Source organism: Pseudomonas sp. 3MA1, from assembly GCF_029237275.1.
Lineage (GTDB): Bacteria > Pseudomonadota > Gammaproteobacteria > Pseudomonadales > Pseudomonadaceae > Aquipseudomonas > Aquipseudomonas fluorescens_AP.
The window spans coordinates 862,677-889,052 of sequence record NZ_JAACFX010000001.1; the positions used below are offsets into that span (position 1 = coordinate 862,677).

The window sequence follows — 26,376 nt, forward strand, 5'->3', positions numbered from 1 at the left end:
ATAGACTTACCGCCGAGTTGTCCCCCGGTATGTGGGACTGCTTTACAATCACCAGATGGGGATTTAACGGATGAAACTGAAAAACACCTTGGGCATTGCCATTGGTTCTATTGTTGCCGTGACTTCGTTCGGCGTTCTGGCGCAAGGCCAAGGCGCGGTCGAGGGTGAACTGTTTTACAAAAAACAGTACAACGACAGCGTTAAACACGTTGAAGATGGCTTCAACCCTGGCGCATCGATCGGTTACTTCCTGACCGACGATCTGTCGTTGAACGCTACCTACGACACGACCAACCACACCCGTTCTAACGACGGTACTGGTAACCAGAAGATCAAGGGCGACAACTTCGGCCTGAACGCTCAGTACCACTTTGGTACCGTGGGTGACGCTCTGCGTCCATACGTTTCCGGCGGTGTTGCTCACAAGAGCATGACCAACGTGATCGCTGACGGTCACAGCGGCCGCGACCAGTCGACTTTCCTGACTGCAGGCGCTGGTGTTAAGTACTACTTCACCGACAACCTGTTCGCCCGTGCCGGCGTTGAAGCTGACTACAAGCTGGACAACGGCAAGTGGGACTACGCTCCTACTATCGGCCTGGGTGTGAACTTCGGTGGCAGCGGCGGCAAAGTTGCTCCAGCACCTGCTCCAGCACCGGCTCCAGCTCCAGAACCAGCTCCAGAAGCTCCAGTTGCTGAAGTTGTTCGTGTTGAGCTGGACGTGAAGTTCGACTTCGACAAGTCGGTCGTCAAGCCTAACAGCTACGCTGACATTAAGAACCTCGCTGACTTCATGAAGCAGTACCCACAGACCACCACTGTTGTTGAAGGTCACACTGACTCCGTCGGTCCTGACGCTTACAACCAGAAGCTGTCTGAGCGTCGTGCAAACGCCGTTAAACAAGTTCTGGTCAACCAGTACGGCGTTGGCGCTAACCGCGTTCAATCCGTTGGTTACGGTGAGTCCCGCCCAGTTGCCGACAACGCAACTGAAGCTGGTCGCGCTATCAACCGTCGCGTAGAAGCCTCGGTTGAAGCTCAAGCTAAGTAATTAGCCTTGTAGCTTGGAAAAACCCGGCCTAGGCCGGGTTTTTCTTTGCCTGCGATTTGCCCTGCCAGAGTCCCGGCTCAGGCTTGGCCGGCATAGGCTTCAGGGCATGACGGGGCACCTTGCATAAAAAAGCGTCGCCGTTGCTCTTGAGCCCGGGACGCCATTGGCCCGGGTTTGATACCCAGAGGGGGGGCAAGGCATATGCCATTGCCGGGGATTTGCTTCTGCGCCTCGCCTGCAAGCCCCAGGCGCGGCTATAATCGGCGGCCAATTTCGCCGCCAACCGAGTTCATCCCGCCCATGTATACCCTGGCCCGCCAGCTGCTGTTCAAACTCTCCCCGGAAACCTCCCACGATCTGTCCCTGGACCTGATCGGTGCGGGCGGGCGTTTGGGGCTTAACGGTCTGCTGTGCAAGGCGCCGGCCCAGTTGCCGGTCAAGGTCATGGGCCTGGAGTTTGCCAACCCGGTGGGTCTGGCTGCCGGCCTGGACAAGAACGGCGCGGCCATCGACGGCTTTGCCCAGCTGGGCTTCGGTTTTGTCGAGATCGGCACCGTCACCCCGCGTCCGCAACCGGGCAACCCCAAGCCGCGGATCTTCCGCCTGCCCCAGGCCGAAGCCATCATCAACCGCATGGGCTTCAACAACCTGGGGGTCGACAACCTGCTGGCGCGGGTTGCGGCCTCGTCATACAAGGGCGTGCTGGGGATCAATATCGGCAAGAACTTCGACACGCCGGTGGAGCGGGCGGTGGACGACTACCTGATCTGCCTGGACAAGGTCTACGCCCATGCCAGCTATGTCACGGTCAACGTCAGTTCGCCCAACACTCCGGGCCTGCGCAGCCTGCAATTTGGCGAGTCCCTCAAGCAGCTGCTGTCGGCCCTGAGCCAGCGTCAGCAGGAGCTGGCGTCCATTCACGGCAAGCGGGTGCCGCTGGCGATCAAGATCGCGCCGGACATGAGCGACGAAGAAACCATGGAAGTGGCCCGGGCCTTGCTGGAAACCGGCATGGATGCGGTGATCGCCACCAACACCACCTTGAGCCGTGAAGGCGTCGAAGGCATGGAGCACGGTGATGAGGCTGGCGGCCTGTCCGGCGCGCCGGTGCGTGACAAGAGCACCCACACGGTCAAGGTCCTGGCCGCCGAACTGGCCGGTCGCTTGCCGATCATTGCCGTGGGCGGCATCACCGAAGGCAAGCACGCGGCTGAGAAGATCGCCGCGGGCGCCAGCCTGGTGCAGCTGTATTCGGGCTTTATCTACAAGGGGCCGGCGTTGATTCGCGAGTCGGTGGATGCTATCGCGGCCATGGGCCGGTAAGAACGGGCGCCAGCGCAGTCATAAAAAAGGGCTCCTCGAAGGAGCCCCTGGGCCGAAGCCCGCCGCCCGGATGGGGCGTGCGTGGTTAAGTCGTCATCTATTCAAGTTGTAGGTGTCGGAATGTGCCCTGATCAGCCGACAGCGCGAAGTTCGTTGAGTCTGTGGATGCCCGCAGTGCCTGTCATACCGTCCCAGTTGTCGCCGCGTCCTTCGCGCCAGCCGTTGATCCAGGCTTGGCGTACCGACGGTAGAGTAAATGGGCAAAGCTCACGGGATTTGCCATTAACGCCATACTGATATCCGCGTAAAAACGCTCTTTCCAACGGATCACGCTTTAGTCTTCTCATAGGGTGTTTCCCTCACTTGTTGACTGCTTTATGTCCCGTCGACCTTCTTCTGAGGTCGGGCAGAATGTCTCTGCCGTTGGTGCTCGCTGCCGGCGTGGCGAGCCTTGATGTTGACGCCGTTGCGGCGCCAACCTGTGGTGAGTTCTAACCAATAGGTCACAGCAAGTGAATGATCGTTTTGTCATAAGGACGTAACGATATTGCTGTCCAGGCCATAAGCCGGGGTGGTTTTGTATCCTGTTTGTCAGGCAAAGCCCGCTGTGATCAGCCTCTCACTAGATGATGGGGTTAATGCTTTAGTGAGAATGTCGAACGGTTGCACTCAACTACTATTCGACGAAGGGTCGACTTATGTCATTTTGTTGCCCTGACTTTTTATCTGTCCCGGCCTCCAAGCTCTTTTGCCCTGCAAGAAAGCCTGCCTGCCGGGGTGGGACGGCACAGTTTCGTGCCACACGAGCGCTCTTGAAGAAAAGCGCTTGACTGAAAACCGAGCGGGCGATGCGTTGCCCGTTCACTTATTGCTAAAGGCCTTGGTATTCCCATGTCGGATCGTTACGAACTCTTCCTCACCTGCCCCAAAGGCCTTGAAGGCCTGCTGATCGAGGAAGCCGTCGGGCTTGGCCTTGAGCAAGCGCGTGAGCACACTTCTGCCGTGCGCGGCATGGCCGACATGGAGACGGCCTATCGCCTGTGCCTGTGGTCGCGCCTGGCCAATCGGGTGCTGCTGGTGCTCAAGCGCTTCCCGATGAAGGATGCCGAGGACCTCTACCACGGCGTGCTGGATGTCGACTGGCAGGACCACATGCTGGCCGACGGCACCCTGGCGGTGGAATTCAGCGGCCACGGTTCGGGGATCGACAACACCCACTTCGGCGCCTTGAAGGTCAAGGACGCCATCGTCGACAAGCTGCGTACCCCGACCGGCGAGCGTCCTTCGGTGGACAAGCTCAACCCGGACCTGCGCATCCACCTGCGCCTGGATCGCGGCGAAGCCATTCTTTCCCTGGATCTGTCCGGCCACAGCCTGCACCAGCGTGGCTATCGCCTGCAGCAAGGCGCCGCGCCGCTCAAGGAAAACCTGGCGGCGGCGATCCTGATCCGTGCCGGCTGGCCGCGCATTGCCGCAGACGGCGGGGCCCTGGCCGACCCGATGTGCGGTGTCGGCACCTTCCTGGTGGAAGCGGCGATGATCGCCGCCGACATCGCGCCCAACCTCAAGCGCGAGCAGTGGGGCTTTACCGCCTGGCTCGGCCACGTACCGGCGCTGTGGCGCAAGCTGCATGATGAAGCGCTGGCCAGGGCTCAGGCCGGCCTGGCCAAGCCGCCGCTGTGGATCCGTGGTTATGAGGCCGATCCGCGCCTGATCCAGCCGGGCCGCAACAACGTCGAGCGTGCCGGGCTGAGCGATTGGATCAAGATCTACCAGGGCGAAGTCGGCACCTTCGAGCCGCGCCCGGACCAGAACCAGAAAGGCCTGGTGATCTGCAACCCACCCTACGGCGAGCGCCTGGGTGATGAGGCCAGCCTGCTGTACCTCTACCAGAATCTTGGTGAGCGCCTGCGTCAGGCCTGCCTCAACTGGGAGGCGGCGGTGTTCACCGGCGCTCCGGACCTGGGCAAGCGCATGGGCATCCGCAGCCACAAGCAGTACTCGTTCTGGAACGGCGCCTTGCCGTGCAAGCTGCTGCTGATCAAGGTGCTGCCGGATCAGTTCGTCACCGGCGAGCGGCGCACCGCCGAGCAGCGTCAGGTGGAGCGCGAGCAGGCCCAGGCCGCCGCGGACGAGGCACCCGTGCGCCAGTTCAACAAGAATGGCAACCCGATCAAGCCGGCACCGGCTCCGGCCCCGGTGGTCGAGCAGGCACGCCTGAGCGAAGGCGGGCAGATGTTCGCCAACCGCCTGCAGAAGAACCTCAAGCTGCTGGGCAAGTGGGCCAAGCGCGAAGGCGTCGAATGCTACCGCGTCTACGACGCCGACATGCCGGAATACTCCCTGGCCATCGATCTGTATCAGGACTGGGTGCATGTGCAGGAGTACGCCGCGCCCAAGTCGGTGGACCCGGAGAAGGCCCAGGCCCGTCTGTTCGATGCCCTGGCGGCGATTCCCCAGGCGCTGAACGTGGACAAGAGCCGGGTGGTGATCAAGCGTCGCGAGCGCCAGAGCGGCACCAAGCAGTACGAGCGCCAGAGTGCCCAGGGCCAGTTCACCGAAGTCCGCGAAGGCGGGGTCAAGCTGCTGGTGAACCTCACCGACTACCTGGATACCGGGCTGTTCCTCGATCACCGGCCGATGCGCATGCGGATTCAGAAAGAGGCCGCCGGCAAGCGCTTCCTCAACCTGTTCTGCTACACCGCCACCGCCAGCGTGCATGCGGCCAAGGGCGGCGCCCGCAGCACCACCAGTGTCGACCTGTCAAAGACCTACCTGGACTGGGCGCGACGCAACTTCTCCCTCAACGGTTTCTCCGACAAGAACCGCCTGGAGCAGGGCGACGTGATGGCCTGGCTGGACAGTTGCCGCGATGAGTTCGACCTGATCTTCATCGACCCGCCGACCTTCTCCAACTCCAAGCGCATGGAAGGGGTGTTCGACGTGCAGCGCGACCAGGTGCAGTTGCTGGACCTGGCCATGGCGCGCCTGGCTCCGGGCGGCGTGCTGTACTTCTCCAACAACTTCCGCAAGTTCCAGTTGGATGAGAACCTGGCGACGCGCTATCAGGTCGAGGAGATCACGGCAAAGACCATCGACCCGGATTTTGCCCGTAACAGCAAGATTCACCGGGCCTGGAAAATCACTGCCCGCTGATGGCCGGATAAGTCCCCAAGGCCCGATTATTCGGGCTTTGGGGCCTGTATAGCGCTGGTCAAATTAATGGCTAATGGCTATAACTCTCACTTGATCCGGATGACACCCAAACTCGCTGGCGTGATGAGTTCTACTTATGCCGTTGCATGTGGTACGCCCGAAAATCCTGGGTTTCATTAGTGAAGAGGTTTCGGCCTGGCTGGTGGCGGTGCTGGTGTTGCTCGCGGGCAGCATTCTCACCGGACTCTTGGCCTGGTCCACCTACAACCTGAACCAGCAGCAGTTGCGCCAGCGCTTTCAATTGCTGGCCAGCGAACGCTATAGCCGCATCGAAGAGCGCTTTCAAGACCAGGAGCAACGCCTGGACGGCTTGCGGCGTTTCTTTGTCAATTCCGATCATGTGACTCGCCACGACTTCGAGGGTTACGCCAAGCCGCTGCTGCGTCGTACCCAGGCCTATGCCTTTGCGCCGCTGATCAGTCGTGCCCAGCGGGCGGCCTTCGAGCAGGCGGTGCGCCGTGAGGGACAGCCCGGTTTCGCCATCGTGCAGTTGAACGCGGCGGGGCAGATGGAGCCGGCCGCTGACCAGGATGACTACGCGCCGGTGCTCTACAGCCAGACCCAGAGCCCGTTGGGCTCGCCCCTGGGGTATGACCTGCTGGCCCAGCCGCTGCGTCGGGCCACGCTGGAGCGTGCCCGGGCACTCAACGGCCTGGCGGTTTCGCCGCCCATGCATCTGGTGGCGGTAGACCCGGGTTATGCCCGCGGGGTGCTGCTAGCGGCGCCGGTCAGGCGCCCCCAGGATGGTTCTTCGCCAGAGGCCAGGCCTTATGGCTATGTGCTGGCGGTGATCAGCCTGCGGCAACTGGTGGCGGACGGCTTGCCGACCGCGGCCAGCGACAACCTGTCGGTGCGGATTCTCGATCTGTCCGTCGAGGGCCAGCATGAAGTGCTGTATGAATCGAGCAACCCGCCGGTCACCAGTCACCTGAGCGCCAGCCGTTTGCTGCGTCTGGCGGACCGGGATTATCAAGTGCAAATCCGCCCCAGCGCGGCGTTCCTGCATGCCAATCATTCTTCATTGACCAGCCTTGTGATCCTCGGCAGCTTGCTCAGCCTGCTGCTCAGCGCCTTGCTCTACGTGCTGGTGAGTCAGCGGCAACGGGCCCTGGCCCTGGTCGAACAGCGCACCCGTGAGCTGCGCAGTCGCGAGCAGGAGCTGCGCGGGACCCACAGCCAGTTGCGCAGCGTGCTCAATGCCGCGACCCAGGTGGCGATCATCGCCACCGACTTGCGCGGGGTCATCAGCACCTTCAACGCCGGCGCCGAGCAAATGCTGGGTTACCGCAGCAGCGAAGCGGTGGGCCACCTGACCCTGGAAAGCCTGCACCTGCCCCAGGAGCTGGAAAGTTGGGCCCACAGCCTCAGTCAGCGCTATGGCAAGCCCATCGAGGTGTCCCAGGCGATGCTGGTGGAAGAGGGCATGGCCGGTGGGCATGAGGCCCGGGAATGGACCCTGGTACGACGCGACGGCAGCCACCTGCAAGTGAACATGCTGGCCACCCCGGTGCTGGACGATCAGGGGCTGTGGATCGGCCACCTGGCCATCTGCATCGACATCACCGAGCGCAAGCGGGTGCATGAAGCCCTGGCGGCCAGGGACCGCTTGTTGAACAGGCTCAGTGCCCATGTTCCCGGTGGCATCTACCAGTTCAAGCTGGACGCCGATGGCCATGCCAGCTTTACCTACGCCAGCGATGGCATTCGCGAGATCTACGAGATCGAGCCGCAGTTGCTGCAGGAGGATGCCGGGGCGGTGTTCGAGCGCATCCATCCCGAGGACGTGCAGCGGGTACGCGAGTCGATCCGCATTTCCGCACAGCAATTGAGTCCATGGCGCGAGGAATACCGGGTCTGCCTGCCGCAACGCGGGTTGCGCTGGATGCGTGGGGCGGCGACCCCGGAAAGCCTGAGTGGCGGCGGTGTTCTATGGCACGGCTATATCTCGGACATCTCCGATCTCAAGCGGGTCGAGGAAGAACTGCGGGCCTTGTCGGTCACCGACTCGCTGACCGGGATCCACAACCGGCGCTATTTCCAGGAGCAGTTGCAGAGCGAAATGCAGCGCCTGGAGCGCGGCGGAGGCCAAATGGCGGTGATCATGCTGGATGTCGACCATTTCAAGCGGATCAACGACCAGCACGGTCACGGCGTGGGGGACCAGGTGCTGCGCGGGCTGTGCGAGCGCATTGGCCGGCGCTTGCGACGCACCGATGTGTTCTGCCGTCTGGGAGGCGAGGAGTTCATGGTCCTGTGTCCGGACACCAGTGCTGAACAGGCGCTGATCCTGGCCCAGGAGCTGTGGCAAGGCTTGCGCAGTTCGCCCATCGCGCCGGTGGGCAGGGTCACCGCCAGTTTCGGTATCGCCAGCTGGCGCGAGGGCGAGGGGGCGGATGGCCTGCTGCTGCGGGCCGACTCCGGGGTCTATGCGGCCAAGCAGGCCGGTCGCGACCGGGTCCAGGCCGAGTTCCCCTGAACGGCGACGGCGGCGCAGGGCATCCGCCGCCGTCGGGCCGGGGCGTTACAGCGGCGAAGCGCTGCTGGCCAGTTTGGGCTGGCGATACAGATCCAGTAGCACCTGATCCAGCACCGAAGAGGCACCGAACGGCCGTGGATCGTTGAGGATGGCGACCACTGCCCAGGTGTTGCCGTTGTCATCGCGGCTGTAGCCGGCGATGGCGCGGACGGTGTTCAGGGTGCCGGTCTTGATGTGGGCTTCACCGGACATGGCGGTGCGCTTGAGGCGCTTGCGCATGGTGCCGTCCATGCCGGCAATCGGCATCGAACTGATGAACTCGGCGGCGTAGGGGCTCTTCCACGCGGCTTGCAGCAGGCCGGCCATTTCCCGGGCGCTGACCCGTTCGGCGCGGGACAGGCCGGAGCCGTTCTCCATCACCAGGTGCGGCGCGGTGATGCCTTTCTTCGCCAGCCACTGGCGCACCACGCGCTGGGCGGCCTTGGCGTCATCGCCGTCGGCTTCATTGCGGTACTTGGCTCCCAGGCTCAGGAACAACTGCTGGGCCATGGTGTTGTTACTGTACTTGTTGATGTCGCGGATGATTTCCGCCAGGTCCGGAGAGAAGGCCCGGGCCAGGACCTTGGCGTCCTTGGGCACTGCCGCCAGGCGATCCTGGCCCTGGATGCTGCCGCCCAGTTCGCTCCAGATCGCCCGCACCGCGCCGGCGGTATAGGTGGCGTGGTCCAGCAGCGACAGGTAAGTCTGGGAGCTGCAGCCGTCACCCAGCTGGCCACCCACAGTGACGAGCACGCTGCCGTCGGCCTGGGGCACCGGGTTGTAGCGCACATCGCCGGTGCACTGCTTGGTGTTGACCGCCTTGACCTGATTGTCGATGCGGATCTTGGCGATCGGCGGTTCCACCGACACCAGCACGCGCCCGGAATCGTTGCGAGCGACGAAACGCAGGGCCTTGAGGTTGACCATCAGCGCATCGGGCTTGACCAGGAACGGTTTGTTCTCGTCGTTGCCGTCGTCGTTGAATTCCGGCAGTTGCGGTTGCACGAAGTAGTTGCGATCCAGCACCAGGTCGCCGGTGACTTGCTGTACGCCATTGGCTCGCAGGTCACGCATCAGCAGCCAGAGCTTTTCCATGTTCAGCTTGGGGTCGCCGCCGCCCTTGAGGTACAGGTTGCCATTGAGGATGCCGCCACTGAGGGTGCCGTCGGTGTAGAACTCGGTCTTCCACTGGTGGGTCGGGCCGAGCATTTCCAGGGCCGCGTAGGTGGTGACCAGCTTCATGGTGGAGGCCGGGTTGACGGATACATCGGCGTTGAAAATCGTCGGGGTGCCCGGGCCGTTCAGGGGAATCATCACCAGCGACAGGGCGTTGTCCGGCAGTTTGCTGGCTTTGAGGGCTTGTTGGACCTTGGGTGTCAGGGTGGTATTGACCGGGGCCGCGGAAGCAGGGAAGGCCAGGGGGAGGAAAACACTGGCCAGCAGAAGAGGACGCAACGATTTGATCATATGAAATGGAACCCTGCAGTCGAGGGGAAAAAAGACGAGGGCATGCAGATAAAATCCCTCAGTGGTCATGAAAGTGTCGGCATTATGCCCCAAGGTATAGCGGCTTGTGCCGTGCCACGGGCCGCCGGAGCGGTATTTTTTTTACCAATGGCACGACCGCGTCCTCATAGAGTCAGGCAATCGCTTGCCTAAACTGGTAAAGTGCCGCCCGTTATTACTTATGAGGATTGTTCCATGGCCACTAACCGTTCCCGCCGTCTGCGCAAAAAACTCTGCGTAGATGAATTTCAGGAGCTGGGTTTTGAGCTGAACCTGGATTTCAAAGAAGATCTGGCTGACGAAGCTATTGACGCTTTCCTCGACGCATTCCTCAAAGAAGCGATGGAAGCCAACGGCCTGGGCTATGTAGGCGGCGATGACTTCGGTCTGGTTTGCCTGAGCAAGCGCGGTTCCGTGAGCGAAGAGCAGCGTGCCAAGGTTGAAGCCTGGCTCAAGGCACGCACCGAGCTGACCAACGTTGAAGTCAGCCCGCTGCTGGACGTCTGGTACCCGGACAACGCGATCAACCCAGTCGCGTGATTTCATGCATGAGCGGCCCGTCCGGGCCGCTCATGCGTTGCTGCCCTGCTTGGGCGGCCTGTCGAATTTCCCTTGTGTTTTTTGCCTCTGCCACGGGCCAGCCCCGGGCTTTGTCGTGGGCGCTATTCGCCGGCTGGCCGGCGAAGCCCTTCAGGCACTGCGCCAATTCAGAATCATCAAGGTCACCACTCCCGCGACGATTCCCCAGAACGCCGAGCCAATGGAGAACAGCGTCAGCCCCGACGCCGTGACCATGAAGGTGATCAACGCAGCTTCGCGCTCCTTCACTTCACTCATGGCAATGCTCAAGCCGTTGATGATCGAGCCGAACAGCGCCAGGGCGGCGATGGACAGCACCAGCTCCTTGGGCAGGGCCGCGAACAGCGCGGCCAGGGTGGCGCCAAAGACCCCGGCAATGCCGTAGAAGATCCCGCACCACACTGCCGCGGTGTAACGCTTGGCGTGATCTTCATGGGCATGGGGCCCGGTGCAGATCGCGGCGCTGATGGCCGCCAGGTTGATGCCGTGGGAGCCGAATGGTGCCAGTAGCAGCGAGGCAAAACCGGTGGCGGTGATCAGCGGCGAGGCCGGAACCTGATAGCCGTCGGCCCGCAGCACGGCGATGCCGGGCATGTTCTGCGAAGTCATGGCCACCACGAACAGTGGGATGCCGATGCTGATGGTGGCGGCCAGGGAGAAGTGCGGCGTGGTCCAGACCGGGGTCGCCACCTCCAGGTGAAAGCCGCTGAAGTCCAGCAAGCCCATGGCGCCCGACAGGGCCGTGCCGATCAGCAGCGCCGCCAGTACCGCGTAGCGTGGCGACAGGCGCTTGACCACCAGGTAGGTGAAGAACATGCCCAGGACCAGCCCGGTGCGATGCTGGGCGGCGACGAAGATCTCGCTGCCAATCTTGAACAGGATTCCCGCCAGCAGCGCGGCCGCCAGGGAGGCGGGGATCTTTTTCACCAGGCGTTCGAAGCTGCCGGTGAGCCCGCACAGGGTGACCAGCACGGCGCAGGTGATGTAGGCGCCGATGGCTTCGCCGTAGGTGACGCCGGACAGGCTGGTGATCAGCAGGGCGGCGCCCGGTGTCGACCAGGCGATGGTGATCGGGGTGCGATAGCGCAGGGACAGGCCGATGCTGCAGATCGCCATGCCAATGGAGATGGCCCAGATCCACGAAGAAATCTGACCGCTGGTCAGGCCGGCGGCTTGTCCGGCCTGGAACATCAACACCAGGGAACTGGTGTAGCCGGTCATCATGGCGATGAAACCGGCCACGATGGCTGAGGGCGAAGTGTCCGCCAGGGGGCGTAATTGCGCGGGGGTGGCGTCGGACATTACTGCTATTCCTTGTTCTTGAAAGACACAAAACCCACGTCCAGCGAACATCGCTCGAATCATGCGCGAGCAATGGGCCGATCAAGGGGTTCAGGGTTCAAGCCTAAACTTAAAAGCAACTTTGCATTGCAATACAGCCGTGACTACAAATAGCCATACAGTCGCTGAAAGAGTGCGGGGATCATGAACACTTTTTACTAGTGATACCCGGTGGTTGTGTACAATGTGCCCCTGTTTTAACGCGATACTTGCCAGCGACCCACCGTGACGTATTACAGTCACGCCGAAATCGCCGCAGTCCTCCCGACCCGAGTGCCCATGAACGAACAGTTGCAACCTCTCAAGAAACAACCGCGAGCAGGCAAAGCCGGTCGCAGCGGAACCCAGGACGATATTGTCTACGCGCACATCTTTGAGGCCATCCTCGAGCAGCGCCTGGCGCCCGGCACCAAGTTGAGCGAGGAGGCGTTGGGAGAAATATTCGGAGTCAGTCGGACCATCATCCGTCGCGCCCTGTCGCGCCTGGCCCACGAAGGCGTGGTGCTGCTGCGGCCCAATCGTGGCGCGGTGGTTGCCAGCCCGAGTGTCGAGGAAGCCCGCCAGGTATTTCTCGCCCGGCGCCTGGTGGAGCGGGCCATCACCGAACTGGCGGTGCAGCACGCCACCGCCGAGCAACTGCTGGAGTTGCGGCAGATGGTCAACGAGGAACGCGACAGCTTTTCCCGGGGTGACCGTGGCGCCGGCATCCGCCTGTCCGGGGAGTTCCACCTGAAGTTGGCCGAGGCGGCGAAGAATGCACCGTTGATCAGCTTCCAGCGCAGCCTGGTGTCCCAGACCTCGCTGATCATCGCCCAGTATGAAAGTGGCAACCGTTCCCATTGTTCCTACGATGAGCACACGCAACTGATCGACGCCATCGAAGCCCGGGACGGCGAGCTGGCGGTGAACCTGATGATGCATCACATGGATCACATCGACAGCAAGCTCAATCTCGACGAGGAAAGCGCCTCGGACGACCTGCACGCGGTGTTCTCGCACCTGTTGCAGACCAAGAAGCCGGGGCGCCCGAGCGCCAAGCTGTAAGCCTCGATCCCGTCTGAAAATCCCCCGTTGCGCGGCTCGCGCAGCGGGGGATTTTTGTTTGGCCTCAGGTCCTTCGGCGGATTGTTTTAACTTTTATCAAGGATTGTATACAGTGCCTGCTTCAATGCGCATGGCCGGCGAGTCCGTGCGCCTATGGTCCTGCGCAAGGAGCCTGCGGCATGAGTGGCAGAACGCTACGTATTCATTCCTCCGCCATCCATTACTTCGACATGGTGCGTCGTTGCCATTCGATTCGTGAGGCGGCCCGGCGCCTGAACGTCGCGTCCTCGGCGGTGAACCGGCAGATTCTCAAGATCGAGGATGAAATCGGCGCGCCGCTGTTCGAGCGTTTGCCCGGTGGCCTGCGCCTGACCCTGGCCGGGGAGATCCTCAGTCGCCACGTCAATCTGGTGTTGCAGGACCTGGAACGGGTGCGCCTGGAGTTCGATGCCCTGCGTGGCTTGCGCAGCGGGCACGTGGAGATCGCCACCGTGGAAGGGGCCACCGTGGACCTGCTGCCCTCGGTGCTCAAGCGCATGCGCGAGCACTACCCGCAGGTGACCATCGGCGTCACGGTGCAGGGGTCGCAATCGATTCCCCTGGCCCTGATCAACAGTCGCGCCGACCTGGGCCTGGCTTTCGCCTTGCCCCGCGCACCGGAGATTCGCCAGTTGAGCGTCGGGCATTTTCGCCTCGGGGCCCTGGTCAGTCCCGATCATCCCCTGGCCGAGCGGGGCAGCGTCAACTTCGCCACCTGCGCCGAGCACGGCCTGATCCTGGCCAAGAGCGAGCTGTCGATCCATCACCTGCTGGCGCCGTTGCACAAGCGCCTGGGGCTGCTGGACAAGCCGCCGTTGCAGAGCAATTCCATGGAGCTGGCGCGGCAGATGGCCCGGCACAACATGGGCGTGGCGTTCCAGACCCGGGTCGGGATCGAGGCCGACCTGGGCAAGGGCGAGCTGGTGCACATTCCCCTGAGCGATCAGGGCGGGATCTACAGCGACCTTGGGCTCTACGCCCGCAGCGGGCGCGAACTGCCCAGCGTGGTGGAGGCCCTGGCTCATCTGCTCAGCGAGGAGATCGCCATTCGCGAACGGGCCGAACGGAGTTGCCGCCAGCCGGTGCTCTGAATCCACGGTTACAGGCGCTGTTGCCGTTTCGGCAGCACCCTGGTCGATATTCTGTTCTTTGGGCCCCGTGGCGCTTGTGCCGATACTGCGTGCGGTCGGCAGCCAGCGAAGCTGCCTAACGCCACACCGCCACAGGACATAATAAAAATGAAAAAGGCATTACAAGGCGCAACCCTGCTGATGACATTGATTGGAGCAGGGGAAGCGGCCGCCCTGGAGTGGATGAACAACAGCGTCGGCTTTCGGTACGGCAAGGAGTTCACCAACCCGAACAACCCGCACTACATCAGCAAGCGCATCTACAGCTTCACCCACGCCAGCGGTTACCAGTACGGCAGCAACTACCTGCACCTGGACGTGCTGCTCTCCGATAGCGACGATCCGCGCAAGGGCACCAACAAGGGCAGCAGCGAAGTCTACGGCGTCTACCGCCACCAGCTCTTCGCCTCCCGGGTCCTGGATACGCCCCTGGGCACCGGCCTGATCAAGGACTACGCGCTGACCCTGGGCTTTGATGCCAGTCGCAACAACAACCTGGGCTCGGCGAAGAAGCGCGCCCTGGTCTTCGGTCCGACCCTGAAGTTCAACACCGTCGGCGTTCTTGACCTGAGCTTGCTGTACTACAAGGAAAACAACCATTCCGGCATCCCCGGGGCCAAGGATCCGGACCACACCTTCGATGACACCTACCTGCTGAACCTGGCCTGGATGCGCCCCTTCGAAGTCGGCAGCCACGCGGCCAAGTTCCAGGGTTTCATCAACTACACCGGGGAAAAGGGCCACGACTACAACTACCGCGACACGGCTCCGGAAACCCTGCTGCGCAGTTCGCTGATGGTGGCCGTGCTGCCGGGCAAGAACGTCAAGCCCAACCTCTATCTGGGCGTCGGTTACGAGTACTGGCACAACAAGTTCGGGGTGGACGGCGGGCGTGGGACGCGCACCAGCGCGCCGACCCTGAACATGGAAGTGACCTTCTAGCCGACGCGGCATCGCGGTTCGGCCAGGCATGAAAAATCCCCCGTTCGCGGATTGGCGAGCGGGGGATTTTTTGTGCGCGGGCTTAGCGTTGGTGGACTTGGCGGCCTGCGGCGTAGGTTTGCAGCACGGTGCGGTCATCCCCCAGGGTCATCAGCACGAACAGGCTTTCGGCGATGCTCTTGGCCTGCTTCAGGCGGTAGCTGAGCAGCGGCGTGGCGTGGTAGTCGAGGACCACGAAGTCGGCGTCGGTGCCCGGGTGCAGGGTGCCGATCTTGTCCTCCAGACGCAGGGCCCGGGCGCCGCCCAGGGTCGCCAGGTACAGCGACTTGAACGGGCTCAGGCGGGCGCCTTGCAGTTGCATGACCTTGTAGGCTTCGTTGAGGGTCTGCAGCAGCGAGAAGCTGGTGCCGCCACCGACGTCGGTGCCCAGGCCGACGTTGAGCTTGTGCTTTTCCGCCATCGGCAGGTTGAACAGGCCGCTGCCGAGGAAGAAGTTCGAGGTCGGGCAGAAGGCCACGGCCGAGCCGGTCTGCGCCAGGCGCGCGCATTCTTCGTCGCACAGGTGCACGCCGTGGGCGAACACCGAGCGCTCGCCCAGCAGTTGGTAATGGTCGTACACGTCCAGGTAGCCCTTGCGCTCCGGGAACAGCGCCTTGACCCATTCGATTTCCTGCAGGTTTTCACTGATGTGGGTCTGCATGTAGAGGTCGGGGTACTCGGTCAGCAACTGGCCGGCCAGGGTCAGTTGCTCCGGGGTGCTGGTCGGCGCGAAGCGTGGAGTGACGGCGTAGTGCAGGCGGCCCTTGCCGTGCCAGCGCTCGATCAGCGCCTTGCTTTCCTGGTAGCCGGATTCGGCGGTGTCGGTCAGGTAGTCCGGGGCGTTGCGGTCCATCATCACCTTGCCGGCGATCATCCGCAGGTCGAGTTTCTCGGCGGCTTCGAAGAACGCATTGACCGACTGCGGGTGCACGCTGCCAAACACCAGGGCAGTGGTGGTGCCGTTGCGCAGCAGTTCCTTGATGAAAATGTCCGCCACTTCATCGGCGTGGGCCTGGTCGGCGAACTGGCTTTCGCAGGGGAAGGTGTAGGTGTTCAGCCAGTCCAGCAACTGTTCGCCGTAGGCACCGACCATGCCGGTCTGCGGCAGGTGGATATGGGTGTCGATGAAGCCGGGAGTGATCAGGGCATCCGGATAGTGTTCGACCTGCACCTCGGCGGGCAGCTTGGCCAGCAGTTCGCTGGCGTGGCCGAGGGCGCTGATCCGGCCGTCCTCGACCACCAGCAGGCCGTCTTCGAAATACTCGTAGGAGGCTTCGATGCCGACTTCGGCCGGGTCGGCGATGCTGTGCAGGATGGCGGCTCGGTAGGCTTTGCGCGTTAAAGGCATGGGGATTCTCGGTGTGTGGCGTTTCAGTTCGAAGCCTGACTGCGGCGCGAAGCCGGCAGCAGTTTGGCAATGGGTTCGGCGCTGGCGCTGGGCTGGCCGAAATGGGCGTTATAGGTGGCGATGATCTCACCGGCGATGGAAATGGCAATTTCCACGGGCAACTTGCCTTTGACTTCAGCGAGCCCCATCGGGCAACGCATGCGCTGCAAGGTGGCGGCGTCGAAACCGCGATCGCGCAGGCGGTGCTCGAACTTGACCCGTTTGGTCTTCGAGCCGATCAGGCCGAAATAGGCAAAGTCGTTGCGCTTGAGCAGGGCTGCGGTCAGCTCCAGGTCCAGTTGGTGATTATGGGTCATGACGATGCAGTAACTGCCAGGAGGCAGGTTGTCGATTTCTTCCACCGGCTCTTCGCTGACGATCTTGTGCACGCCCGGGGGCATCTGTTCCGGAAACTCCTGTTCCCGGGAGTCGATCCAGCGCACCCGACAGGGCAGGCTGGCCAGTAGCGGCACCAGGGCGCGGCCGACATGTCCGGCGCCGAACACGGAGATCTGCGCCTGCACCTGGCCCATGGGCTCGAACAGCAGCACCGTAGCGCCGCCGCAGCATTGGCCGAGGCTGGCGCCGAGGCTGAAGCGCTCCAGGTGGGTGCCCTGCTGGCCGCTGGCGAGCATGTCCCGGGCGAGCTGCATGGCCTTGTATTCCAGGTGGCCGCCGCCGATGGTGTCGAAGGCCCGGGTGGCGCTGACGACCATTTTCGAGCCGGCATTGCGCGGCGTCGAACCGAGCTCTTCGATGATGGTCACCAGCACGCAGGGCTCTCCCTGGTTCTGCAGGTCGGCGAGGGCGCTGATCCAGTTGTACATGTTCACCTCGACATCTTGGTGGTCTGTCCGGGACTCTCGCTGGCCATTACAGCGGCGCCAGCTCGGCTGGCTGCTGCGCGGTGCTGGTTGCCCGCAGGCGGCGCATCTGCTCGCAGCCCCACAACACCCGTTCCGGAGTCGCCGGCGCATCGATCTGCGGCTGGTGACGGTAGTCGCCGAGGCTGGCCACCGCGTCCTTGATCGCGCACCAGGCGGCGATGCCAAGCATGAACGGCGGTTCGCCCACGGCCTTGGAATGGAACACCGTGTCTTCCGGGTTCTTGCGGTTTTCCACCAGCTTGACCCGCAGGTCCAGGGGCATGTCCGCCACCGCCGGGATCTTGTAGCTGGCCGGACCGTTGGTCATCAGCTTGCCCTTGGCGTTCCACACCAGTTCCTCGGTGGTCAGCCAGCCCATGCCCTGGATGTAGCCGCCTTCCACCTGGCCGATGTCGATGGCCGGGTTCAGCGAGGCGCCGACGTCATGCAGGATGTCGGTGCGCAGCATCTTGTACTCGCCGGTCAGGGTATCGACGATCACCTCGGCGCAGGCCGCGCCGAAGGCGAAGTAGTAGAACGGCCGGCCCCGGGCCTGGGCGCGGTCGTAGTAGATTTTCGGGGTCTTGTAGAAGCCGGTGCTGGACAGCGACACCTGGGCGAAATAGGCCTGCTGGATCAGTTCCTCGAAGGTCAGGATGTGCTCGCGGACCCGCACATGGCCGTTGTGGAACGCCACGTCTTCCTCGCTGACCTGATACTTGCGCGCGGCGAATTCCACCAGGCGGTTCTTGATGGTCTGCGCGGCATTCTGCGCCGCCTTGCCGTTGAGGTCGGCGCCACTGGAAGCAGCGGTGGGCGAGGTGTTGGGCACCTTGTCGGTGTTGGTGGCGGTGATCTGTACCCGCCCGATGTCGACTTGGAACACCTCGGCCACCACTTGCGCCACCTTGGTGTTCAGGCCCTGGCCCATTTCCGTGCCGCCGTGATTCAGGTGGATGCTGCCGTCGGTGTAGACGTGGATCAGCGCGCCGGCCTGGTTGAGGAAACTGGCGGTGAAGGAGATGCCGAATTTCACCGGGGTCAGCGCCAGGCCCTTTTTCAGGATCGGACTGTTGGCGTTGTACAGGCGGATGGCTTCGCGGCGTTCGGCGTATTGGCTGCTGGCCTCCAGTTCGGCGGTCATTTCTTCGAGCATGTTGTGCTCGACGGTCTGGTAGTAGTGGGTGACGTTGCGCTCGGTCTTGCCGTAGTAGTTGGCCTTGCGTACCGCCAGTGGGTCCAGGTGCAGGTGACGGGCAATGGCGTCCATCACCTCCTCGATGGCGACCATGCCTTGCGGGCCGCCGAAGCCGCGGTAAGCGGTGTTCGACGCGGTGTTGGTCTTGCAGCGATGGCCGTTGATGGTGGCGTCGCCCAGGTAGTAGGCGTTGTCGGCGTGAAACATCGCCCGGTCGACGATGGACGCCGAGAGGTCCGGTGAACAGCCGCAGTTGCCCGCCAGTTCCAGCTGGATGCCGTGCAGGCGCCCGTTGCTGTCAAAACCCACGTCGTACTCGATGTAGAAGGGGTGGCGTTTGCCGGTCATCAGCATGTCTTCGACCCGTGGCAGGCGCATCTTGGTCGGCTGTCCGGTGAGGCGGGCGATCACCGCGCACAGGCAGGCGGGGCTCGCCGCCTGGGTTTCCTTGCCGCCGAAACCGCCGCCCATGCGGCGCATGTCGACCACGATCTTGTTCATCGACACGTCGAGCACTTCCGCCACCAGCTTCTGCACTTCGGTGGGGTTCTGGGTCGAACAGTAGACGATCATGCCGCCGTCTTCGGTGGGCATTACCGAGGAAATCTGGGTTTCCAGGTAGAAGTGTTCCTGGCCGCCGATATGCAGCGTGCCCTGGATGCGGTGTTCGGCGCTGGCCAGGGCGCCGGCCGAATCGCCGCGTTGATGGGTGTGGCTGTCCAGCACGAAGTGGCGCTTGCGCAGGGCTTCGACCACATCCAGTACCGGCTCCAGGTCCTCGTACTCGATGATCGCGGCCATGGCCGCCTTGCGCGCGGTTTCCAGGTCGCGGGCGGCCACTGCCAGCACCGGCTGGCCGACGAACTGCACGGTATCGATGGCCAGCAGCGGGTCGCCGGGCAGCAGCGGGCCGATGTCCTTCAGGCCCGGAATGTCTTCGTGGGTAATGGCGATACGCACGCCCTCGAAGGCGTAGCAGGGGCCGGTGTCGATGCTGATGACCTTGGCGTGGGCCCGGTCCGACAGCCGCGCGTAGACGTGCAGCTGATTGGGGAATTCCAGGCGGTCATCGATGTACACGGCTTCACCGGACACATGTTTGTCGGCGCTGTCGTGCTTGACGCTGCGGCCGACGCCGCTGGTCAGGTCCTGTTGAAACAGGGCGCTCAGTTCGGCTTGAGTCTTTTCGACCTTGTGATGGTTAGACATAAGCGGTCACCCGAGTCTCGATGTGCGGTGTTTGCAGTTCGATGAAGTATTTGCGCAGCAGGTTCTGCGCGCTCAGCAGGCGGTATTCCTTGCTCGCGCGAAAGTCCGAGAGCGGGGTGAAATCTTCTGCCAGCGCGGCACAGGCGCGCTCGATGCTGGACTGATTCCAGGGGGCGCCGATCAGCGCGGCTTCACAGCTCTTGGCGCGCTTGGGGATCGCCGCCATGCCGCCGAAGGCGATGCGCGCCTCGCTGACCACGCCGTTGTCGATGCGCAGGTTGAAGGCGGCGCAGACCGCGGAAATGTCGTCGTCCAGGCGCTTGGACACCTTGTAGGCGCGGAACAGCCGCTCGGCGCTGGCCCGGGGCACGATGATCTTCTCGATGAACTCGCTGTCCTGGCGCGCGGTGACCCGGTAATCGATGAAATAGTCTTCCAGGGCCAGGGTGCGGCGTACTTCACCCTTGCACAGGACGATCTGTGCACCCAGGGCAATCAGCAGTGGCGGCGAGTCGCCGATGGGCGAGGCGTTGCCGATGTTGCCGCCCAGAGTGCCCTGGTTGCGGATCTGCAGCGAGGCGAAGCGTAGCAGCAATTCGCCGAAGTCCGGGTACTCGGCGCGCAGGGCGTCGTAGCAGTCGGTGAGGGCGGTGGCGGCACCGATTTCCAGGCGATCGTCGAAGCGTTCGATGCGTTTCATCTCGGCAATGTTGCCGACGTAGATCATCACCGGCAGGGTGCGGTGGAACTGGGTCACTTCCAGGGCCAGGTCGGTGCCGCCGGCCAGCAACCGCGCTTGTGGATAGGCGTCATAGAGGTCGGCCAGGTCGGCCACGGTCAAGGGCACCAGGCAGCGCTTGTCACCGCTGTTGAGCTCGCCGGTGTCCTTGGGGGCGATGGCCTTGAGGCGGCTGATGGTTTCGGCCTGGCGCGCGTCGAACTGGTCGCTCTGTCCGCCGCAGCAAGCCTGTTCGGCGGCGGCGAGGATCGGCCGGTAGCCGGTGCAGCGGCAGAGGTTGCCGGCCAGGGCTTCATGGGCCTGGTGGGCGTCGGGCTGGCTGCTGTTTTTTTGCAGGGCGAACAGCGACATGACGAAGCCCGGGGTGCAGAAGCCGCATTGCGAGCCGTGGCAGTCGACCATGGCCTGCTGCACGCTGTGCAGTTGCCCCTGGTGCTTGAGGCCCTCGACGCTGATCAGTTGCTTGCCGTGCAGGGCGGAGACGAAGGTCAGGCACGAGTTGAGGCTGCGGTAGCGAATGCTTTCGCGGCCTTGCGCATCCGTCTGCAACTCGCCCACCACCACGGTGCAGGCGCCGCAGTCGCCGCTGGCGCAGCCTTCCTTGGTACCGGATTTGCCCAGGTGCTCGCGCAGGTAATTGAGCACGGTCAGGTTCGGGTCCAGGGCGTGCTCGCTACGGAGTTCCTGGTTGAATAAAAACTGGATCACGGAAGGCCTCGCAGACTCTTTATTGTTGTTAAGCGAACTGAGCCGAATTTAGTCATGTCTGACTTTTCGGTCAATGATTTTCTGACTTTCAGGTCAGGAATTTTCCATGCTCAACATTGCAAGTATGAACGGCATTCGAGAAACCCCTTGATCGGTACTTATCTGCTGGTTTCATGCCAAATTCCCCTGTCGGGGCACTCCGCGATGATGTAGCAATTGCGCTACACTGCGCCGCTTGTGCCGTTTAAAGATTTTGAAGGAAAACCATGACGTTCAAGGCGCCGGACAGCCTCGCCGAGCAGATTGCTCACCACCTCGCCGAACGTATCATTCGCGGGGATCTCAAGCCTGGGGAGCGTATCCAGGAACAGAAGGTCACCTTGGCCCTCAATGTCAGCCGTGGTTCGGTCCGCGAGGCCTTGCTGATTCTCGAGCGCCGCCATCTGATCGCCATCCTGCCGCGTCGCGGCGCGCATGTGACCGAGCTCACCGAGCACAAGGTCCGCAGCCTGTGCACCCTGATGAGCGAGTTGTACATCCTGCTGGGCAACTCCGTGGCCAGCGGCTGGGTGCAGCAGAGCGACATGGCGCCGTTCCTGCAGATCCAGCAGCGTCTGGAGAGTGCCTACGAGCGCCAGGACATCCGCGCCTTCGTCGAAGACAGCTTCAGCGTGATGCGGGCGGCCTATCCCTTTGCCAACAACCCGTACCTGCAGGAAACCGTCGAGAACCTGCAGCCGGCCATGAGCCGTGCCTATTACCTGGCACTGGAGCAGCGCAAGGCGTCGATGAGCGAGTACCTGGCGCTGTTCGAGCAATTGCTGGCTGCGGTACTGGCTCGTGATCTGCAGGAGATCCGCCAGGTGTTGACGGCCTACGCCCAGCGCAGCAGCGATCTGGTGGTGTCTGCGTTGGCGGATGCGTAAACGTGCGACTCAAGTGCATCAAGCTGGCGGGGTTCAAGTCCTTCGTCGATCCGACCACGGTGAACTTCCCCAGTAACATGGCGGCAGTGGTCGGGCCCAATGGCTGCGGCAAGTCGAACATCATCGACGCCGTGCGCTGGGTGATGGGCGAAAGCTCGGCGAAGAACCTGCGCGGCGAGTCGATGACCGACGTCATCTTCAACGGCTCCACCAGCCGCAAGCCGGTGAGCCAGGCCAGCATCGAACTGGTGTTCGACAACTCCGACGGCACCCTGGTGGGCGAGTACGCGGCCTATGCGGAGATCTCCATCCGCCGCAAGGTGACCCGCGACAGCCAGAACAGTTACTTCCTCAACGGCGCCAAGTGCCGCCGTCGCGATATCACCGATATCTTCCTTGGCACCGGCCTGGGGCCGCGCAGCTACTCGATCATCGAGCAGGGCATGATCTCCAAGCTGATCGAGGCCAAGCCCGAGGACCTGCGCAATTTCATCGAAGAAGCCGCGGGCATCTCCAAGTACAAGGAGCGCCGGCGCGAAACGGAAAACCGCATCCGCCGCACCCACGAAAACCTCGCCCGTCTGACCGACCTGCGCGAAGAGCTGGAGCGCCAGCTCGAACGCTTGCATCGCCAGGCCCAGGCCGCTGAGAAGTACCAGGAATACAAGGCCGAGGAGCGTCAGCTCAAGGCGCAACTGTCGGCCCTGCGCTGGCAGGCCTTGAATGAACAGGTGGGGCAGCGCGAGTCGGTGATCGGCAGTCAGGAGGTCAGCTTCGAGGCCCTGGTGGCCGAGCAGCGCAACGCCGATGCCGCCATCGAACGCTTTCGCGATGGGCACCACGAACTGTCCGAACGCTTCAATCTGGTGCAGGGGCGCTTCTATTCGGTGGGCGGTGATATCGCTCGGGTCGAGCAGAGCATCCAGCACGGGCAGCAGCGTCTGCGGCAGTTGCAGGACGACCTCAAGGAAGCCGAGCGCGCGCGCCTGGAGACCGAATCCCATCTGGGCCACGACCGCACCTTGCTGGCGACCCTGGGGGAAGAGCTGGCCATGCTCGAACCCGAGCAGGAAGTCACCGCCGCCGCGGCCGAGGAGGCTGCCGCGACCCTGGAAGAAGCCGAAGCCACCATGCACGGCTGGCAGGAGCAGTGGGATGCCTTCAACCTGAGTTCCGCCGAGCCGCGGCGCCAGGCTGAGGTGCAGCAGTCGCGCATTCAGCAGCTCGAAAGCAGCATGGAGCGTTTGTCCGAGCGTCAGCGGCGTCTGGCCGAGGAGCGTGAGCTGCTCTCGGCGGATCCGGAAGACGCGGCGATTCTTGAACTCAACGAACAACTGGCCGCCAGCGAAGCGACCCTGGAAGACCTGCAGGCCAGCGAAGAGTCCCAGGTCGAGCGCCTGGAACAACTGCGTCAGCAATTGCAGCAGGCCACCCAGGCCCAGCAGCAGGCCCAGGGTGAACTGCAGCGGCTCAATGGTCGGCTGGCGTCCCTGGAAGCCTTGCAGCAAGCGGCGCTCGACCCGGGCACCGGTACCGCGCAATGGCTGCGTGAGCAGCAACTGGCGGAGCGTCCGCGGCTGGCCGATGGCATGCACGTGGAGGCCGGTTGGGAACTGGCGGTGGAAACCGTGCTGGGCGCCGATCTGCAAGCGGTGTTGGTGGACGATTTTTCCGGTATCGATCTGGCCGGTTTTCAGCAGGGCGATCTGCGTTTGCTGAGCCTGCAAGGGGATGTTTCGCGCATGCCCGGCAGCCTGCTGGACAAGGTGGAGTCACAGGTCGATCTGGCGCCCTGGCTGGGCCAGGTCAAGCCGGTGGATAGCCTGGAGCAGGCCTTGGCCTTGCGCGGGCAACTGAGTGCCGGGCAGAGCCTGATCAGTCGTGACGGTTACTGGGTCGGTCGGCATTTCCTGCGGGTGCGTCGCGCCAGCGAAGCGGAAAGTGGCGTACTGGCGCGGGGCCAGGAAATCCAGCAACTGACCCTGGAGCGCGATGAGCGCGAAGCCAGTGTCGAGGCCCTGGAAAGCCAGTTGCTCAACCTGCGGGCCCAGCAGCGCCAGCAGGAGAACGGTCGTGAACATTTGCGTCGCCTGTTGCAGGACGAGGCTCGCCAGCAGGGTGAACTGAAAGCCAAGCTGTCCGCCGGCAAGGCCAAGGCCGAGCAATTGAACCTGCGACGTACCCGTCTCGATGAAGAGCTGGTAGAGCTCGGCGAGCAGCGTGAGCTGGAGCACGAACAGATCGGCGAGGCGCGCCTGCAGTTGCAGGAAGCCCTCGACAGCATGGCCCTGGATACCGAGCAGCGCGAGCTGCTGCTGGCCCAGCGTGACAGCCTGCGCGAGCGCCTTGATCGGGTGCGTCAGGAAGCGCGCCAGCACAAGGATCACGCTCATCAACTGGCGGTGCGCATGGGCTCGCTCAAGGCCCAGCACGATTCCACTCGTCAGGCGCTGGAGCGTCTGGAGCTGCAATCGGAGCGCCTGACCGAAAAGCGCGAGCAGCTCAGTTTGAATCTGGAGGAGGGGGAGGCGCCTCTGGAGGAGTTGCGCCTCAAGCTCGAAGAGTTGCTGGAAAAGCGCATGACCGTGGATGTCGAGCTCAAGACCGCGCAAATCGCCCTGGAAGATGCCGACCGCGAGCTGCGCGATGCCGAGAAGCGTCGCAACCAGGCCGAGCAGCAATCGCAACTGATTCGCGGCCAGCTGGAACAGCAGCGCATGGAATGGCAGGCCCTGACCGTACGCCGCAAGACCTTGCAAGAGCAGTTGCTGGCCGATGGCTACGACCTGGACGGTGTGCTGGCGACCCTGACTGCAGAAGCCAGCGAGCAGGCGGCTGAAGAGGAGCTGGAGCGGATTGCTGCGCGGATCCAGCGCCTGGGCGCGATCAACCTCGCGGCCATCGACGAGTACCAGCAGCAGTCCGAGCGCAAGCGCTATCTGGATGCTCAGGATGCCGATCTGGTGGAAGCCCTGGAAACCCTGGAAAACGTGATCCGCAAGATCGACAAGGAAACCCGTAATCGCTTCAAGGATACCTTTGATCAGATCAACGGCGGTTTGCAGGCACTCTTTCCAAAAGTTTTCGGTGGCGGCAGCGCTTATTTGGAACTGACGGGCGAAGATCTACTCGATACAGGGGTAACGATCATGGCCCGTCCTCCGGGGAAGAAGAACAGCACCATTCATTTGCTCTCGGGTGGCGAAAAGGCGCTGACCGCGTTGGCCCTGGTATTTGCCATCTTCAAGTTGAATCCGGCGCCGTTCTGCATGCTTGACGAAGTTGACGCGCCGCTGGACGACGCTAACGTTGGACGCTATGCAAGATTGGTTAAAGAGATGTCGCAGACAGTGCAGTTCATCTATATCACCCACAACAAGATCGCAATGGAAATGGCTGATCAGTTAATGGGCGTGACGATGCACGAACCCGGATGTTCGCGCCTGGTAGCCGTGGATGTCGAGGAGGCGATGGCGATGGTGGACGCTTGAGTCCATGCGACTGAGGCGCTAGTTGGGGGCAAGTCGGGGAATTTTTCCTGTTACCTACCTGGCCAGTCGGCATATTGGCCGTAACCGTTGCGACAGACGGTGTAAAGTTGCCTTTGGTCGTGCTAGTTTAATGTCAATTTTTCCTATGCGTGGGCAAAAGGCCATTCAGAACATAGAGTTGGCGCCACGTTTTAAAGCGGTTTGCAGATTGTAAGCCCCTTATTTTTCAGCATTTTTCATAGAGGCACGGGATTACATGGAAATCGGTCTGCGCGAGTGGCTGATCGTCATCGGCATTATTGTTATCGCCGGTATTCTTTTTGATGGCTGGCGGCGTATGCGCGGCGGCAAGGGGAAGTTGAAGTTCCGTCTTGATCGAAGTCTGTCCAACCTGCCGGATGACGAAGGCAGTGCCGAACTCCTGGGGCCGCCCAGGGTGCTGGATACTCATAAAGAGCCTCAGCTGGACGAGCATGATCTGCCATCGGTGAGCATGCCGGCCCGCGAGCCTCGGGAAGGTTCCTCTTCCAAACGCGGCAAGCGTGGCGGCGAGCCTCATCAGGGCGACCTCAACCTGGATCTGGACCTGGACAACGGCCCGAGCTTCAGCAGCCGCGACGATGACTTCCCGGCTGAGGAAGGCAACAAGGCGGCCAGTCACGGCGACAAAGAGCAGCCGCAAGCCGAAGAGGTGCTGGTGATCAGTGTGATCTGCCGCGATGCCGCCGGCTTCAAGGGCCCTGCATTGCTGCAGAACATCCTCGAAAGCGGCCTGCGTTTTGGCGAGATGGATATTTTCCACCGCCACGAAAGCATGGCCGGCAACGGCGAAGTGCTGTTCTCCATGGCCAACGCCGTCAAGCCGGGGGTGTTCGATCTGGACGATATCGACCACTTCAGCACTCCGGCAGTGAGCTTCTTCCTTGGCCTGCCGGGTCCGCGTCACCCGAAACAGGCGTTCGATGTGATGGTGGCCGCAGCGCGCAAGCTGTCCCAGGAACTCAATGGCGAGCTCAAGGATGACCAGCGCAGCGTTCTGACTGCCCAGACCATCGAGCACTACCGTCAGCGCATCGTCGAGTTCGAACGTCGCGCCCTGACCCAAAAGCGCTAAGCTTCCACAGCCA

The 26,376-nt window shown here is 62.6% G+C and carries 18 protein-coding genes; 11 read left to right on the forward strand and 7 right to left on the reverse strand.

Annotation, left to right across the window (positions count from 1 at the left end; all coding sequences use genetic code 11):
- Nucleotides 1-70: 70 nt before the first annotated feature.
- Nucleotides 71-1,051, forward strand: a complete 981-nt coding sequence (locus GWQ44_RS04135) for an OmpA family protein (RefSeq protein WP_047302895.1) — start codon at nucleotides 71-73, stop codon at nucleotides 1,049-1,051.
- 300 nt (nucleotides 1,052-1,351) lie between these two features.
- Complete coding sequence (locus GWQ44_RS04140) at nucleotides 1,352-2,374, forward strand: quinone-dependent dihydroorotate dehydrogenase (protein ID WP_179597372.1); 1,023 nt, start codon at nucleotides 1,352-1,354, stop codon at nucleotides 2,372-2,374.
- Between the two features lie 131 nt (nucleotides 2,375-2,505).
- Here the strand turns inward: GWQ44_RS04140 and GWQ44_RS04145 are convergent, their stop codons facing one another.
- Nucleotides 2,506-2,721, reverse strand: coding sequence for a ribosome modulation factor (locus tag GWQ44_RS04145; protein ID WP_016965693.1), 216 nt, complete (start codon nucleotides 2,719-2,721; stop codon nucleotides 2,506-2,508).
- Nucleotides 2,722-3,265: 544 nt separating this feature from the next.
- Here GWQ44_RS04145 and rlmKL point away from each other — a divergent pair.
- Together rlmKL and GWQ44_RS04155 are read left to right on the forward strand one after the other, a co-directional pair.
- Entirely contained in the window at nucleotides 3,266-5,530 is a 2,265-nt protein-coding gene (gene rlmKL / locus GWQ44_RS04150) for a bifunctional 23S rRNA (guanine(2069)-N(7))-methyltransferase RlmK/23S rRNA (guanine(2445)-N(2))-methyltransferase RlmL (RefSeq protein WP_047302899.1), read from the forward strand.
- 136 nt (nucleotides 5,531-5,666) lie between these two features.
- Complete coding sequence (locus GWQ44_RS04155; RefSeq protein WP_275926687.1) at nucleotides 5,667-8,066, forward strand: diguanylate cyclase; 2,400 nt, start codon at nucleotides 5,667-5,669, stop codon at nucleotides 8,064-8,066.
- Between the two features lie 45 nt (nucleotides 8,067-8,111).
- Here GWQ44_RS04155 and dacB read toward each other — a convergent pair whose 3' ends face one another.
- Nucleotides 8,112-9,572, reverse strand: coding sequence for a D-alanyl-D-alanine carboxypeptidase/D-alanyl-D-alanine-endopeptidase (gene dacB / locus GWQ44_RS04160; protein ID WP_016965691.1), 1,461 nt, complete (start codon nucleotides 9,570-9,572; stop codon nucleotides 8,112-8,114).
- A gap of 234 nt (nucleotides 9,573-9,806) precedes the next feature.
- On the opposite strand from dacB, the gene GWQ44_RS04165 reads away from it, so the two are divergent.
- The gene (locus GWQ44_RS04165) at nucleotides 9,807-10,151 is read left to right on the forward strand and encodes a YggL family protein (protein WP_047302902.1); all 345 of its coding nucleotides are present in this window, start codon (nucleotides 9,807-9,809) and stop codon (nucleotides 10,149-10,151) included.
- Nucleotides 10,152-10,301: 150 nt separating this feature from the next.
- Here GWQ44_RS04165 and GWQ44_RS04170 read toward each other — a convergent pair whose 3' ends face one another.
- A complete protein-coding gene (locus GWQ44_RS04170) occupies nucleotides 10,302-11,492 on the reverse strand; it encodes a benzoate/H(+) symporter BenE family transporter (protein WP_016965711.1) in 1,191 nt (396 codons plus the stop codon).
- Nucleotides 11,493-11,810: 318 nt separating this feature from the next.
- Between GWQ44_RS04170 and GWQ44_RS04175 the strand changes: the two genes are divergently transcribed.
- The 3 genes from GWQ44_RS04175 (at nucleotide 11,811) to GWQ44_RS04185 (ending at nucleotide 14,686) form a co-directional block, all read left to right on the forward strand.
- Nucleotides 11,811-12,575: a GntR family transcriptional regulator gene (locus GWQ44_RS04175; RefSeq protein ID WP_011060203.1), complete on the forward strand. Its 765-nt coding sequence runs from the start codon at nucleotides 11,811-11,813 to the stop codon at nucleotides 12,573-12,575.
- 179 nt (nucleotides 12,576-12,754) lie between these two features.
- Nucleotides 12,755-13,705, forward strand: a complete 951-nt coding sequence (locus GWQ44_RS04180) for a LysR family transcriptional regulator (RefSeq protein ID WP_275926688.1) — start codon at nucleotides 12,755-12,757, stop codon at nucleotides 13,703-13,705.
- A 147-nt stretch (nucleotides 13,706-13,852) separates the two neighbouring features.
- Nucleotides 13,853-14,686, forward strand: a complete 834-nt coding sequence (locus tag GWQ44_RS04185) for a hypothetical protein (RefSeq protein ID WP_016965709.1) — start codon at nucleotides 13,853-13,855, stop codon at nucleotides 14,684-14,686.
- An 82-nt stretch (nucleotides 14,687-14,768) separates the two neighbouring features.
- On the opposite strand, the gene guaD is transcribed toward GWQ44_RS04185, so the two are convergent.
- Genes guaD through xdhA form a run of 4 tightly spaced genes read right to left on the reverse strand, consistent with a single transcriptional unit; the run spans nucleotide 14,769 to nucleotide 20,832 of the window.
- On the reverse strand, nucleotides 14,769-16,073 hold the full coding sequence (gene guaD, locus GWQ44_RS04190; RefSeq protein WP_275926689.1) for a guanine deaminase: 1,305 nt from the start codon (nucleotides 16,071-16,073) through the stop codon (nucleotides 14,769-14,771).
- Between the two features lie 23 nt (nucleotides 16,074-16,096).
- Nucleotides 16,097-16,939 carry a xanthine dehydrogenase accessory protein XdhC gene (xdhC, locus tag GWQ44_RS04195; RefSeq protein WP_275926690.1) on the reverse strand — a complete coding sequence of 281 codons (843 nt, stop codon included), beginning with the start codon at nucleotides 16,937-16,939 and terminating at the stop codon, nucleotides 16,097-16,099.
- 46 nt (nucleotides 16,940-16,985) lie between these two features.
- Nucleotides 16,986-19,385: a xanthine dehydrogenase molybdopterin binding subunit gene (gene xdhB / locus GWQ44_RS04200; RefSeq protein ID WP_047302908.1), complete on the reverse strand. Its 2,400-nt coding sequence runs from the start codon at nucleotides 19,383-19,385 to the stop codon at nucleotides 16,986-16,988.
- The gene (gene xdhA, locus GWQ44_RS04205; protein WP_275926691.1) at nucleotides 19,378-20,832 is read right to left on the reverse strand and encodes a xanthine dehydrogenase small subunit; all 1,455 of its coding nucleotides are present in this window, start codon (nucleotides 20,830-20,832) and stop codon (nucleotides 19,378-19,380) included. The genes xdhB and xdhA overlap by 8 nt, the downstream gene beginning before the upstream one ends.
- A gap of 266 nt (nucleotides 20,833-21,098) precedes the next feature.
- On the opposite strand from xdhA, the gene GWQ44_RS04210 reads away from it, so the two are divergent.
- From GWQ44_RS04210 to zipA, 3 genes are all read left to right on the forward strand, one after another.
- On the forward strand, nucleotides 21,099-21,758 hold the full coding sequence (locus tag GWQ44_RS04210) for a GntR family transcriptional regulator (protein ID WP_016968380.1): 660 nt from the start codon (nucleotides 21,099-21,101) through the stop codon (nucleotides 21,756-21,758).
- 2 nt (nucleotides 21,759-21,760) lie between these two features.
- A complete protein-coding gene (gene smc / locus GWQ44_RS04215; RefSeq protein ID WP_016968381.1) occupies nucleotides 21,761-25,249 on the forward strand; it encodes a chromosome segregation protein SMC in 3,489 nt (1,162 codons plus the stop codon).
- A gap of 256 nt (nucleotides 25,250-25,505) precedes the next feature.
- On the forward strand, nucleotides 25,506-26,363 hold the full coding sequence (gene zipA, locus GWQ44_RS04220; RefSeq protein WP_103741238.1) for a cell division protein ZipA: 858 nt from the start codon (nucleotides 25,506-25,508) through the stop codon (nucleotides 26,361-26,363).
- The last annotated feature ends 13 nt before the right edge of the window (nucleotides 26,364-26,376 follow it).

Excerpts from the sequence above, each read along its gene's own strand:
- guaD (WP_275926689.1), bottom strand. The coding sequence starts at position 16,073 with ATGCCTTTAACGCGCAAAGCCTACCGAGCCGCCATCCTGCACAGCATC.
- GWQ44_RS04210 (WP_016968380.1), top strand. The coding sequence starts at position 21,099 with ATGACGTTCAAGGCGCCGGACAGCCTCGCCGAGCAGATTGCTCACCAC.
- GWQ44_RS04135 (WP_047302895.1), top strand. The coding sequence starts at position 71 with ATGAAACTGAAAAACACCTTGGGCATTGCCATTGGTTCTATTGTTGCC.
- GWQ44_RS04145 (WP_016965693.1), bottom strand. The coding sequence starts at position 2,721 with ATGAGAAGACTAAAGCGTGATCCGTTGGAAAGAGCGTTTTTACGCGGA.
- GWQ44_RS04185 (WP_016965709.1), top strand. The coding sequence starts at position 13,853 with ATGAAAAAGGCATTACAAGGCGCAACCCTGCTGATGACATTGATTGGA.
- xdhB (WP_047302908.1), bottom strand. The coding sequence starts at position 19,385 with ATGTCTAACCATCACAAGGTCGAAAAGACTCAAGCCGAACTGAGCGCC.
- GWQ44_RS04165 (WP_047302902.1), top strand. The coding sequence starts at position 9,807 with ATGGCCACTAACCGTTCCCGCCGTCTGCGCAAAAAACTCTGCGTAGAT.
- GWQ44_RS04140 (WP_179597372.1), top strand. The coding sequence starts at position 1,352 with ATGTATACCCTGGCCCGCCAGCTGCTGTTCAAACTCTCCCCGGAAACC.
- GWQ44_RS04155 (WP_275926687.1), top strand. The coding sequence starts at position 5,667 with ATGCCGTTGCATGTGGTACGCCCGAAAATCCTGGGTTTCATTAGTGAA.
- GWQ44_RS04170 (WP_016965711.1), bottom strand. The coding sequence starts at position 11,492 with ATGTCCGACGCCACCCCCGCGCAATTACGCCCCCTGGCGGACACTTCG.
- rlmKL (WP_047302899.1), top strand. The coding sequence starts at position 3,266 with ATGTCGGATCGTTACGAACTCTTCCTCACCTGCCCCAAAGGCCTTGAA.
- GWQ44_RS04175 (WP_011060203.1), top strand. The coding sequence starts at position 11,811 with ATGAACGAACAGTTGCAACCTCTCAAGAAACAACCGCGAGCAGGCAAA.
- zipA (WP_103741238.1), top strand. The coding sequence starts at position 25,506 with ATGGAAATCGGTCTGCGCGAGTGGCTGATCGTCATCGGCATTATTGTT.
- dacB (WP_016965691.1), bottom strand. The coding sequence starts at position 9,572 with ATGATCAAATCGTTGCGTCCTCTTCTGCTGGCCAGTGTTTTCCTCCCC.
- xdhC (WP_275926690.1), bottom strand. The coding sequence starts at position 16,939 with ATGTACAACTGGATCAGCGCCCTCGCCGACCTGCAGAACCAGGGAGAG.
- GWQ44_RS04180 (WP_275926688.1), top strand. The coding sequence starts at position 12,755 with ATGAGTGGCAGAACGCTACGTATTCATTCCTCCGCCATCCATTACTTC.